8 protein-coding genes are annotated in these 13,432 nt (G+C 49.5%); 7 read left to right on the forward strand and 1 reads right to left on the reverse strand.

Annotated features, from left to right (window positions below; translation table 11 throughout):
- Nucleotides 1-53 precede the first annotated feature (53 nt).
- The 4 genes from AC5SLM_RS13245 to AC5SLM_RS13260 all read left to right on the forward strand — a co-directional run bounded on the left by AC5SLM_RS13245 (nucleotide 54) and on the right by AC5SLM_RS13260 (nucleotide 8,251).
- Nucleotides 54-707 carry a response regulator gene (locus tag AC5SLM_RS13245; RefSeq protein WP_495251447.1) on the forward strand — a complete coding sequence of 218 codons (654 nt, stop codon included), beginning with the start codon at nucleotides 54-56 and terminating at the stop codon, nucleotides 705-707.
- Entirely contained in the window at nucleotides 704-1,783 is a 1,080-nt protein-coding gene (locus AC5SLM_RS13250) for a sensor histidine kinase (RefSeq protein WP_495251448.1), read from the forward strand. The genes AC5SLM_RS13245 and AC5SLM_RS13250 overlap by 4 nt, the downstream gene beginning before the upstream one ends.
- Nucleotides 1,784-1,871: 88 nt before the next feature.
- Entirely contained in the window at nucleotides 1,872-6,572 is a 4,701-nt protein-coding gene (locus AC5SLM_RS13255; RefSeq protein WP_495251449.1) for a beta strand repeat-containing protein, read from the forward strand.
- Nucleotides 6,569-8,251, forward strand: coding sequence for a ShlB/FhaC/HecB family hemolysin secretion/activation protein (locus tag AC5SLM_RS13260; RefSeq protein WP_495251450.1), 1,683 nt, complete (start codon nucleotides 6,569-6,571; stop codon nucleotides 8,249-8,251). The genes AC5SLM_RS13255 and AC5SLM_RS13260 overlap by 4 nt, the downstream gene beginning before the upstream one ends.
- Before the next feature lie 30 nt (nucleotides 8,252-8,281).
- Here the strand turns inward: AC5SLM_RS13260 and AC5SLM_RS13265 are convergent, their stop codons facing one another.
- The gene (locus AC5SLM_RS13265; protein WP_495251451.1) at nucleotides 8,282-9,253 is read right to left on the reverse strand and encodes a YeiH family protein; all 972 of its coding nucleotides are present in this window, start codon (nucleotides 9,251-9,253) and stop codon (nucleotides 8,282-8,284) included.
- A gap of 337 nt (nucleotides 9,254-9,590) precedes the next feature.
- Here AC5SLM_RS13265 and AC5SLM_RS13270 point away from each other — a divergent pair, with 337 nt between their 5' ends.
- The 3 genes from AC5SLM_RS13270 to AC5SLM_RS13280 all read left to right on the forward strand — a co-directional run bounded on the left by AC5SLM_RS13270 (nucleotide 9,591) and on the right by AC5SLM_RS13280 (nucleotide 13,283).
- Nucleotides 9,591-10,481, forward strand: coding sequence for a LysR family transcriptional regulator (locus AC5SLM_RS13270; RefSeq protein WP_495251452.1), 891 nt, complete (start codon nucleotides 9,591-9,593; stop codon nucleotides 10,479-10,481).
- A gap of 69 nt (nucleotides 10,482-10,550) precedes the next feature.
- Nucleotides 10,551-11,501, forward strand: coding sequence for a TAXI family TRAP transporter solute-binding subunit (locus tag AC5SLM_RS13275; protein WP_495251453.1), 951 nt, complete (start codon nucleotides 10,551-10,553; stop codon nucleotides 11,499-11,501).
- Nucleotides 11,502-11,504: 3 nt separating this feature from the next.
- Nucleotides 11,505-13,283 (forward strand): TRAP transporter permease, encoded by a 1,779-nt coding sequence (locus AC5SLM_RS13280; RefSeq protein WP_495251454.1) that lies wholly within the window; start codon nucleotides 11,505-11,507, stop codon nucleotides 13,281-13,283.
- Nucleotides 13,284-13,432 lie beyond the last annotated feature (149 nt).

Consider the following 13,432-nt stretch of genomic DNA (forward strand, 5'->3'; position numbering starts at 1 on the left):
TTCATCCTACATGTATATAATAGACTTACTCAAAACCCAGTAAAAAGGTGCCCATGCTTAAAGTGATGATTATAGAAGATGAGCCACTTATCGCCTTAAATCTGACAAAGATGTTGGAAAAAAAGGGGTTTGAAGTGACGGGCCATGCGGGAAATTTTGAAGAGGCTTGCGCGCTTTTTCGTGCCAACAAACCCCAGGTTGTCTTAAGCGACATCAAACTTGAAAACAACGAATCGGGCATAGAGGTGGTCAAACACCTCAAAAAAATGAGCAATTTTTGCGTCATCTACCTCACTTCCTACGGGGATGATGCAATGGTCGAGAGAGCGCTAGACACCCATCCTGCTGCGTATATCACGAAGCCGTTTAAGGAGATTGACCTCAATGCCGCGCTCAAACTTGTTGCTACGAACCTGAAAAGCGCCACAATAAACCCTGATTTTACCTACAACAAAGAAACACGGATGCTTTTTTACAAAAACCAACACATCGTCCTCTCCAAGCAAGAATCCGACCTCTTTCATCTGTGCTACCTTAGCAAAGGATTTTTTGTCCCCATGTCTAGCATAGAGTGCTGTATTTGGGACAATGAACCCACCAGTGCCTCAACAAGAAGGGGTTTGGTGTACCGCTTGAGAAAAAAACTGCACCATACGATTTTTCAGTATGCTAGCGGATTTGGCTGCAAAGTGGACGGACTGGCATGATGATGTTTAAGTGGCTAGGTATTGCATTAGCACTTGCCTTGGCGGGATACTGGATTTACGTGCTGCGACGAGAAATCAGCCAACGCAAAGAAGCGGAAGAAAAGCTCAAAGCCAGCGAAACCCTCTACCGCGAGCTTACTGAAGACGTGACCGATGTGATTTGGAAAGCAAACAGCAATCATTTTCTCACCTACATCAGTCCTTCCGTGGAAGAAAAGCTTGGCTTTAAGCCCGAAGAATTGGTAGGGCGTCATGTTTTTGAAATGTTTACGGAGGAGGGCATCGCCCTTGTCATGGAGCGCATTAAGCAAAGGCAAGAGAGCAAAGAAGCGGCAGTAAATGACCTCCATTCGACCTTTGAAGTGCAACACAAGTGCAAAGACGGTTCGTTCATCTGGGGCGAAGTGATTTCAAAAGCCGTGTATGACAAACACAACACCGTCGTCGGTTACCATGGCATCAGTCGGGACACCACCGCGCGCAAAGAAGCAGAAAGAGAAAAAGAGCTTTTGTACCAAGAATTAGACCACCGGGTCAAAAACAACCTTCAAGTGATTGCCAGTATCGTCTCTTTGCACTCTTTGCAAAAGGACACTTCCCAGTCTTTGGAAGATATCCACAACACTATTTCCGCCATCTCTTTGGCGCACGACAAACTCCGCCAAAACGAAACCCACAAAACATTGGAAATCAAGCACTACATCACAGCGCTTTTGGATAACCTTCTGGCAAGTTCTGTGCTAGACATACAAAAAGAAGTCCATTCGCCTGAATTTTTCCTAGGCGCCCACCACTCCATCACCCTTGGCATCATCCTCAACGAATTTGTCAGCAACTCCATCAAATATGCGTTTAAAGGGATCAGCGCGCCTAAAATCACCGTAACTATCAGCCAAGAAAAAGAGCGCATCAGTGTGTTGGTTTCGGACAATGGCACAGGCTTTAACGGCAGCACAAAAAATTCAGGCATTGGGATGGACATCATCACCACACTTGTGAAAAGCAAGTTTAAAACACAGGCGAGGTTTTTTCACAACAACGGAACTTCTATGGCCCTAACAATTCCTTACATGTAAAGCTTATTAAACAAATCCTAAGTTTCATCAAACGCCCTTCAAACGCGCGTGTATTATAATTGTTGCAACAATCACAAAAGGCGTTGCGATGAAATTCTCCCTTGACTACAGCTCTCGCTTTCGTATCTTAAAAGGTGGCAAGATAGCACTGGTGGTGAGTGCTGTTGTTGCTAGTTCTTCCCTACTTTGCGCAGCTCCAAGTGGCGGAGTGGTCACCAGTGGTAGTGCAAGCATTGCCCAAAGCGGTGCTGTGACGACCATCACCCAAAGTACGCAAAAAGCCGCCATCAACTGGACAGATTTTAGCATCAAGGCAAACGAAACCGTTAACTTCGTGCAACCTAACACAAATGCCATCGCCCTCAACCGCGTCGTTGGTAATGAACGCAGTGTCATCGACGGCGCACTAAACGCCAACGGTCAAGTGTGGCTTTTAAATAGTAACGGCGTGCTCTTTGGTAAAAACGCTTCCATCAACACCGCAGGACTGTTAGCCACCACCTCTTCGCTAAGCGATGCTGATTTTAACGCAGGAAACTACACTTTTAGTGGTGCTTCTAACAACGCCATCCTCAATCTAGGCACTATCACCATCTCTAGCGAAGGCTACGCCATCCTTGCGGGCAAAGAGGTACAAAACCAAGGAAGCATCCATGCCCTGAGGGGTGATGTGCATCTTGTGGGTGCTGAGACTGTGAGTATCAACCTTAACGGCAACTCCTTGCTCAACCTCACCGTAAACAAAGGCGTCCTAGACGCTCTGGTTAAAAACAGCGGTTCTATCCAAGCAGACGGCGGAGAAGTGTACCTCACTACCAATGCGGTAGATGAACTGCTTAAAGGTGTGGTAAATAACACAGGCATCATCGAAGCTAGGTCGCTTGAAGACGCTAAGGGGAAGATTGTGTTGTTTGCCCATGGGGGAAGTGCGCATGTGGATGGCACCCTTGATGCCTCTGGTGGGTTTATAGAGACTTCGGGAAAAGCTTTACATGTAGAAGATAGCACCATCATCAAAACCGCAAAATGGCTCCTTGACCCAGATAATATCACCATCGAATCCGCAGGCGGAGGCATAGGTGGTGAAAGTGTGAGTGCAACAGCCATTCAAAACGCCTTAACTACGGCTGACATAGAACTCCAAGCAGACCAAGACATCACCGTCAATGAAAACATTACATGGGCAACGGCTAAAAAGCTCACCCTCACCGCAGGCGATGAGATATATGTCAATGCTACCATCGAAAACACCAACACCACTAATGGTGGTGTTTACTTTAATGCCGCCAACACAACCAATAAAGTTATCTTTGGCGTAAACGGTTTGGTGTCCATCTATAATGTCTACCAACTCCAATGGGCCAATCAAGCACTGAACGGAAAGTATGCGCTAGGTGGCAACATTGATGCTTCAGCGACTTCCTCATGGGACAGCGGTGCAGGGTTTTCGCCGATTGGAACTCAAACAAATCAATTTAAAGGAACCTTTGATGGCTTAGGGCATACCATCGCAGATTTGTATATTAACCGCCCAACCACGAACTATGTTGGATTATTTGGTTTAACATATGGCGCTACAATACGCAATATTGGCATTGTCAATGCCAATATAACAGGCATGGATGGAACCGCTGGATTGGCGGGAGTCGTCTACAATGGAACCACCATCACCAATGCATATGTTACTGGCAGTGTAACGGGACGCGCTATGGTCGGTGGGCTTGTGGGAGTGACGAATGGTTCTTCCACTATCACAAATAGTTATGCTACGGCGGATGTAATAGGTAGTGGCAATGAAGTCGGTGGGCTTCTTGGAGCGGCTTACACCACATCATCGATCACAAATAGTTACGCCACAGGAAGTGTAGAAGGAGTACAAGCTGTCGGTGGACTTGTGGGCTCACTTTACCAGTCATCACCAATCACAAATAGCTACGCCACAGGGCGTGTAACGGGAACAACTTTGACCGGTGGACTTGTGGGTGCGTTTTCTATGGGAGGCGCTGTCACTAACAGCTATTGGAACACCCAAACCTCTGGACAAACAACTTCAGCACGAGGTGTGGGCAAAACCACTGCCCAAATGCAAGATCCACTCCTGTACACCGATGCAGGATGGAATAGCACAATATGGGCATATGGAAGTGGTAGTGGAGTAGCAGGCTATGGTATAGGATTAGCTTATCTTAAAAATGTCACTGCCATTGCCGATAGACCTGCTCAAACAACATTATTTGCTGGTGGCTATGGAACATCAGCAAACCCCTACACCATCACCAACTGGACACAACTGCAAAACATCAACTACAACATCCCTATACTTAGCAAATACTTTACCCTCTTAAACAACATCAACAATACAACCGCAGGCTATACAGACTTAGCAAGTGCTACAGCGAACAGCGGTGCAGGGTGGAATCCTATTGGAAATCAAGTTAATTCATTTAGCGGAAACTTCAATGGAGCCAATTACACTATTGGCAATCTTTTTATCAATAATAGTACCGCTCAGCGAATAGGACTATTTGGACACACCTTGAATGCAACACTCGAAAATATTGGCGTTATCGATGCAGACATAACGGGTAAGACATACGTTGGTATATTGGCTGGATGGGTCAATGGTGGTACTGTCAAAAATAGCTATACCAGTGGAATAGTAAAAGTGTCTTACCAGATTGGAGGAGGACTTGTAGGTCAAAATCAATCAACCATCGATCACTCTTATTCATTAGCACAGGTAGAGGGAAGTGGTATTTATTTTGGAGGATTGGTAGGTGGCAATCAAGGAGTTATCCGTAATTCTTATGCAACAGGGAAGGTTATTGGTACTACTGCAGAGTTCGTTGGTGGTCTTGTTGGACTCAACAACTCTGACACTGCATCTATAGCCAACTCCTATGCTACAGGAGAAGTAACTGGCGCTAATAATGTCGGTGGATTGGCTGGAGAAAATCGCAGTGGCAGTATAATAAATTCCTATGCCACAGGAAAGATAACTGGGGTTATTAATGTAGGTGGATTGGTTGGCGAGAATCTAGGCGACATCAAAACCTCATACGCGATGGGTGAAGTAGCGGGTGGGACAAATGTCGGCGGGCTAGTCGGTAACGATACTGCTACTATAGGATTTACATCATACACTGGCACAATCGACTCTCTCTCTTTTTGGGATACCCAAACCTCAAAACAACCAACTTCAGTAGGAGGTGTGGGTAAAACCACCGCCCAAATGATGGACTCAGCGACTTATGCTAGCTGGGATACAGACATCTGGTCATTTCCTGCTGCTGGGCGTGGTGCTGCGGTAGCGGGCTATGAAGCTGGCGGGGGACTACCGTACCTAACAGGCGTAACAAGAGCACAAGATATCCTCACGCATTACGAAACGCTTTTTCAAGGGGGCTATGGAACATCAGCAAACCCCTACACCCTCACCAACTGGACACAACTGCAAAACATCAACTACAACAGTGATGTTTTAACCAATGGTTACTTTTTTGCCCTTTCAAACAACATAGATAACACAACCGCAGGCTATGCAGACTTAGCAAGTGCTACAGCGAACAGCAGTGCAGGTTGGAATCCTATTGGAAATCAAGATAATCCATTTAGAGGAAACTTCAATGGAGCAAATCATACCATCGCAGATTTGTTTATCAATCGTCCAACTACAGATGCGGTTGGATTGTTTGGCTCTACAGGTATAGCCACGATACAAAATATTGGAGTCACTAATGTAAATATAAAGGGTCAGTCTGAAGTTGGCGGACTTGTGGGAGGGGCTAGTTTGACAGCCATCGCCAACAGCTATAGCACAGGGAGTGTGGAAGGTAGTGGTGATTATATTGGTGGGCTTGTGGGAATATTTTCCAAGCAAAATATCACAAACAGTTATTCCACTGCAAGTGTCACTGGTCGTCAAAGTGTCGGTGGACTTGTGGGGCGAGCTAGTATTGCAGGCATCACAAACAGCTATGCATCTGGAAGTGTGACGGGTACTGCTGACTATATCGGCGGACTTGTGGGAGTGTTGTCGTCTGAAACATCAAGCATTGCAAACAGCTATGCCGCAGGAGAGGTGATTGGCGCACGATATGTCGGTGGACTGGTTGGAATAAATGATCAAGAAACATCCATTGCCAACACATACGCCACAGGAAAAGTGACTGGAACCCAAGTAATTGGTGGACTAGTTGGGTTCAATGTAGGTGACATCAAAACCTCATACGCGATGGGTGAAGTAGCGGGTGGGACAAATGTCGGTGGATTAGTAGGTGACAATACTTATGTTGATGTTAGTGATTCCACAAAAAGCATCACTGGCACAATCGACGCTGTCTCTTTTTGGAACACGCAAACCTCAGGACAAGCAACTTCAGCAGGAGGTGTGGGTAAAACCACCGAAGAGATGAAAACCCTCGCAACCTATGCAGGTTGGGACATCTTAGAAGACACTACCCTTGCAAAAAACTATCCGACTCTTAGAATGGCAAGCAGCGGTCCAGTATGGGTCATCGGCACAAAAAGTGGTGGGTCAACACCAACACCAACACCAACACCTGCTCCAACACCACAACCACCCACCCCCGACGTATCCCACATTGAAAATGGTACCGCCAGCCTCGTCTCTACTGCCTTTGTAGAGCAGATGCAACAAAGCCCACAAGCTTTTACACCTTTAGTGGCAGCCAGTGGCCCTTTGCCTTTTTGGGGCAATGGAAACATCGCTATCATCAACGGGGGTGTACGATTGCCTGATTATGTTGACCAAGAGGAAACAAGATGAAACCTACAACTACCCTATTGCTTTGTGTAACCACAGCCCTTTTGGCCGCGCCTCCGCGTATTGGAGATATTGAAAAACAACTCATCGTGCCCAAGATTGTCCAAGAAAAAGAAGGGCCAAACAACGAAATCCCCGACCTCTCTCCCACTCCTTCTAAGGCCACACCCGCAGCGCAACCTAGTGCCGAAGCAACGGTGTTTATCGCGCGCATTGTGTTTGAGGGCAATGGGCACATTCCAAGCCAAGAGTTAGAAACCTTAGTGCAAAGCTTTCTTGGAAAAGCACACACCTTTGAAGGGCTCAAAAGCATCGCTTCGGTGGTGACTACACACTACCGAAACAAAGGCTACTTTGTCGCAAGGGCGTATATTCCCCAAGAGGCCATCGCCAAAGACACCTTAACCCTTGCGGTGATTGAGGGCAATTACGGTGCATTTACCCTCTCCAACACTTCCCTAGTCAACGACGCAAACGTCCAAGGGTTGCTTGATGCAGTCAAAGAAGCCAACATCATCAGTGTCAACACCCTAGAACGCGCCATGCTGCTCATCAACGACACCCCCGGCGCCAAGGTTACTAGGGCAGACATCATGCCAGGAACGCTTGTGGGCACCAGTGACTTTTTAATCCAAACCGAAGCCACCTCTCCTTACACAGCCTATGCCATCGGGGACAATTACGGGAGCAGGTACACAGGACGTTACCGCCTCAACCTTGGGCTCAACGCCCTCTCGCCCTTTGGCTATGGGGACAAACTCAGCCTCAATGGCGTACTTTCCTCCACGGGTGATTTGAAAAATGGCAAAGTGGCGTACAACTTCCCCCTCATGCACAATGGCCTTCGAGGAGAACTTAGTGCCTCACACACTACCTACTCCTTAGCCAAAGAGTACAAAGCCCTCGATGCCCTAGGCAATGCCACCACCCTTGAAGCAAAGCTTTCCTACCCACTCATCCGCACCCGTCAAGAAACCCTTAACTTTTCCATGGGCTTTGCCCACAAGGACATGGAAGACAAGATACAAAGTGCCAATGTCAAAACCCCCAAAGAGTCCAATGCCCTCACTCTTGGCGGGGACTATACCCGCACAGGACTTTTCTTGGGGCTTAATGCCAACACGACGGTTTCGCTTGCCCTTACTCACGGGCGTTTAAGCATCGATGATGCCATCGCAAAAGCCCAAGACGCGGCGGGTGCCAAGACGCAAGGGTCGTACTCAAAACTCACAGGAAGCATCGAACAGTCGGTTTACTTTAACCCAACCTACTCCCTCACCACGAGCCTTCGGTTTCAACACGCCCTAGGCGGCAAAAACCTTGATGGGTCGGAAGACTTTTCCTTGGGAGGTGCGTATGGGGTGAGAGCCTTTCCTGATGGCGAACATAGTGCAGAAAATGGCTACATCTTGGGCGCGGAACTTTTCTACGCACTGCCAAGCGTACAGGGCATAAGCCACCGCGCTAGCCTCTTTGCAGACACAGGCTACGCCAAGATGCAAAACGAACTTAGCAATAACAGCACATCAAAACACCTGAGTGACATAGGCGTAGGCTACCAAGCGGCGTTCAAAGAGTTTTTCACCAGAGTCCAAGTTGCTAGGGTCATCGGAGGAGAGAAAGTACGAAGCGAACCTGAACGCAACACACGGGTGTTGGTACAGGTGGGGTGGATATACTAAAAGGGAGCGGCTTTACATGTAAGGGGTTCCTTACATGTAAAGCCACGCCACCCCCGCCCCGACACCTACAAGCCAGACCATCAGTACGCTTGCAAGCAAAAAAGGTTTGGCGCCCATGTGGCGGAGGGTTTTGGTGTGGGTGTTGAGGCCCAAGGCGCACATGGCGATGCTAAGCAACATCGTATCCACCTCTAAAAGCACCTGCTTAAAAGGCACCTCTACCGCCGAATTTAGTCCCACTATGCCCAGAAAAAAGAGGGCAAACCACGGAAACGCCTCCCGCACTCCGCTTTTTTCGCCCTTGGCCTTAAAAAGAAACAGCAACACAAAGAGCACAGGCACCAAAAACATCACCCGTATCATCTTCACGATGACCGCTACCTGCGCGGCTTCTTTAGGGAGTCCCGCCCCCGCACCCACCACGTGCGCCACTTCGTGTAAGGTACCGCCCGCTATAAGCCCTTGGACAAAGGGATTCTCCACGCTAGAGAGCGCCCACGGGTACACAAGCATTCCTAGCGTCCCAAAGAGCACCACCGTGGCCACAGCCGCCACTACTTTTTCACTCTCACTGCGCGTGACCGACTGCACCGCCAAAACCGCCGCGGCGCCGCAGATGGCACTGCCCGCCCCGATGAGCAAGGCACTGTGTTTGTCTAGTCCCATTTTTTGCCCCAAAAACCACCCAAGGCTTAGAGTGCTTGTCACCACCAAAAGGGCCAGTCCAGCCCCTGCAAAGCCCACCTGCCACACTTGGTCGAGACTAATGCGAAGCCCGTACAGCACGATGCCAAGGCGCAACAACTCTTTGGTGCCAAATTTTAGTGCCCCGCTTTGCCCCAGCCACGCGCCAAGACGCGGAAACACCGCACTCGTAGCCATCCCGCCAAGGACCGCAGTGATGAGCGGGCTAACGTGATAGCCTTGTGCGGTGAGTACAAGGGCAAGTCCACCCCAAAGGCCACTTAAGAAAAATAACACTATCAAACCGCGCCAAAACATCCTTGTTTTCCTTTACATGTAAAGAAGTGAGACGTTTGGACTCACCCGCAAGAGAGACTTTATCCCAATGGGTCAAAGCGTTAGCTTTGGGGTACCCATTGTGGATAACTCGTCTCGAAATAGGGTGAGTCCAAACGTCTTTTGAAAGGCAATTGTAGCACTTGGGATTTTATAAGTAAAATATATTTATTTTGTTAAAATCATTTAAATTTTAAATGCATTTCTTTTGAAACGTGTTTTAAAAGAAATGCAAGCACCAAAGGTGCGCGAGCCCTGCGCTGAGCAGAACTCAGCGTTAGCGTAGTTTTTAGAGCTTTGCTTTAAAAACGTATTCAAAATGGAAACCCTCATGACCCTCAAACAGATTGACCACTTTCTCACCCTTGCGAACCTTGGCCACGTCACCCACAGCGCGCAGGCCCTTGGCATCTCCCAATCTGCCCTTTCCCTCTCCCTCAAAGAGTTAGAGCGCGACCTTGGCGGGGCGCTGTTTGAACGCCAAGGTAAGCAACTGTTTCTCAACGACCGCGGGCGTCTTTTTCATGCCCAAGCGACCCCACTCCACGCCAAACTTTCCGCCCTTGCGGCCACCTTGCGCCAAGGAGATTTTTTTCATTTGCGCCTTGCGGTGAGCCAAAGTATCGGGACCTATTTGCTTCCTTCCATGCTCTTAGATTTCTCCCACACCCACCCCAATGCCCGCTTTGATTTGCGCATCGAGAACTCCGAAACCATCATCGCCAAGCTTCTTGCCCACGAGAGTGACGCGGGGTTTGTGGAGGGCAAGGTTCCCCAAGGAGACTTTTGCGTGGAGTCCCTTGCCACGGATGAGCTCATCGTGGTTTGTGGAGACAAAACCCTTGCCAAAACCCCCGTGTTCATCGACACCTTAGCCTCTTTGCCGTGGATTTTGCGCGAAAAAGGCTCAGGCACCAAAGAGGTCTTTGAAAACGCCCTGCCCCAAGGAGTGCGCCCCAAAGTTGCCCTTGAAATCAACAGCAACGAAGCCATCAAGGAGGCCCTCAAAGGACGTAAAACCCTCTCGTGCCTCTCTCGCTTTGTGGTGCAAAACGAACTCAAACAGGGCACTTTATTTCACGTGCCCCTCATCAACCTCACCTTTTCGCGCACCCTCTCCCTTCTCTTTCACCCCACCCAGAACCCCCATTTTTTGGTCTGGAAAGCGGCGATGGAGGCCGCCTTTAAAAGCAAATTTCAGCCAAGATAAAGCATTTTTGCCGCTCTTTATCTTTAACGCGCTACAATCGCCCATCACAAATCATCCCAAGGAGTCACCATGAAGGTTTTTAAACCCCTTCTTGCGTGTGCTGTTTGCGCCCTTGCTCTTGGCGCAAACGCGAGCGAACGCATCACCCTCAAAGCCGCCAAAGCCGCCTCTTCTTACTACCAAATGGCCGTTCAAGTGGGCGAAACCATCACCCAAGCCACCAACAACGCCTTTTCTATCACCATCGAAGAGAGCCAAGGTTCTGTGCAAAACGTCAAAGAAGCGCGCCGACGGGGCGGAAACTACCTCTTTACCACGCCTCCGGGTCTTGTCAGCCTCGCCCAAGCGGGTCAAGGCATGTTTGAAAAAGACATCCCCAGTGACTACGCCTCCATTCGCTCACTCTTTCCTTTTCCTTTCATCACCATGCACTTTGTCGTCGCTAAAAACGCAGGCATCCAAACCTTCGATGACCTCAAAGGCAAATCCCTACTCATCGGAAAAGGCAGTTTTGGCGCCAATGAAGCAGAAAAATACATCGAACTTCTTGGCCTCAAAGAAGATGTCAAACTCATCGACGCCGAACTCTCAGGCGCTGTAACTGCCCTTAAAAACGGGCAAATCGACGGTTTTGCCACGTCAGGTTCCTACCCCGCGCCCAATGTCATCGAAGCGGCCGCGAGCATGGACATCCACATCCTCTCCATGAGCGATGCCCAAATCGCCCTTACCAAACGGGACAAACTCGTCATCCCTGCTGGCACCTACGCGGGTGTTGAGGAAGACTTTAGCACCACCACCCTTCCCGTTGTGCTTTACACCACCACCCAAATGAGCGAAGCGACCGCGTACGCCCTTACTAAAGCCTTTTGGGAGTCTAAGCCTCGCCTTGAACGCCAAAACATTTGGTGGAAAGCCATCACGCCTGACTTGCTTGGCACCTTTTACGCCCCCTTGCATCCTGGCGCGCTTAAATACTACCGTGAAATCGGCGTAACCATCCCCGAAGGATTGTACTAATCCATGAGATTTAAGACACTACTGGTGGCAACCCTCGCTTTTCTCACCGTTGGTTTCCACCTCTACATCATCTTCACAGGCTTGCTTCCCAACCTCGTCACCCGCCCTTTGCACCTCGCACTGGTACTTCCGTGGGTCTTTTTGCTTGGCGAACAACCTAGCTCCGCTGTTGCGCGTTACAGCGGCTACGGGTTGCTGACTCTTGGGCTTGGGGCGAGTTTTTACATTGTCTTTTTTCACGACATGCTTAGCGACCAGTACGGGTATTTGGAAACGCCTTTGCAGTTTGGCATTGCCCTTGTGTTGCTCCTTGTCGTCCTTGAAATGGCACGGCGCGCCATCAAGCTTGCCTTGCCCCTCACCGCCGCCATCGCGTTGGCGTATGGGATTTGGGGGCACCACATCCCTGGGCAGTTTGGGCATCAGAGCATCCCTATTGAGAGTTTTTTGGGCACCCTTGTCATCGCCGAGGGCGGCATTTACGGTTCTTTAACAGGCGTATCGGTCAATGTGGTCGCCATTTTTGTCATCCTTGGCGCCTTTGTGGGAGCGGGCGAAGGCGGGACGGCCTTTATGTCCATGTCCACCAAACTCGCAGGCCGTTTACGCGCGGGCGCGGCGAAGGTCTCGGTCTTGGCTTCTGGGTTTTTTGGCTCCATCTCAGGCTCCGCCTCGGCCAATGTCGCCTCCACAGGTGCCTTTACCATCCCCGCCATGAAACGCCTTGGCTACCCGCCTTCACTAGCGGGTGCAGTGGAAGCGGTGGCCTCCACGGGCGGGCAAATCATGCCCCCACTCATGGGCGCGGGTGCGTTTATCATGGCCGAACTTTTGGGCACCAAGTACGCCAACATCATGGCCGCAGCCATTTTTCCTGCCTTGTTGTTTTTCTTTACGGTGTGGATTGGCATCGATGTGTTTGCCAGAAAATACAACCTTGTAGCCATGAACAAAGAAGATATCCCCCAAACACGCCTTGTCTTGCAACTTAGCCCCTTTTTCATCCTCCCTTTTGGCGTACTCCTTTACGCCCTTTTAGGACTGGGGAAAACCCCGCAACTTGCCGCAGCTTACGCCATTTTTATTAGTGTGGCCTTGCTACTCGTAGACCGCACGTGGCAGCCTTCCTTTGCGCGTTTTTGGAGTACTTTTGTGGAGGCGTGCATCACCGCGTCACGGCAGATTGCCACCATTGCTTCGGTCATCATTTGCGCAGGGATTATCATCGGGGTGCTTAACATCACAGGTTTTGGGGTAAAAATCACCTCCGCCATCTTGTATCTCTCCGATGGCCAACTGTGGCTTGCATTGCTACTCACCGCCCTTGCTTGTCTTATTTTGGGCATGGAAGTACCTACCACAGCGGCGTACATCATTTGCGTTTCTGTGGCTGGGCCCATCTTGGAAGATTTTGGCTTAGCACCTTTGCAAGCCCACTTGTTCATCTTTTGGTTTGCCCTGCTCTCCACCATCACGCCACCCGTGTGTGGGACGGTGTTTATCGCTTCGGGCATGGCCCAAACCCCGTGGTTTGGCGTAGCGGCAAAGGCCATGAAGCTGGGCATTGGGCTGTACATCATCCCCGTGGCGTTTTTACTCAACGACGCACTCCTTTACCCCCAAACCCATTTTTGGCTCGCCCTTGTCTCTTTTTTAAAAATCGCCCTTGGCCTCGCCTTGCTCTCCCACGCCCTTGTGGGTGAACGGCACACGCTCTTTGTGCGCCTTGGTTTAGCCTTTGCGGGACTAGCCATCATCCTCTTTCCACTGCGTTACATGTAAGGGATTTTTCCTTACATGTAAGGCGTTTGTGTGCAGTAATTACTCCTCTTTTTCTTTTATTTCTTCTTTTATTCAAAAATCGGTGTATGAATCAAAAAAAGTCATGGCAAAATCCTTTTGGCGTTCTAAACTTCGCCCACATCATCTCT

The organism is Sulfurospirillum sp. HTRB-L1 (assembly GCF_059415125.1).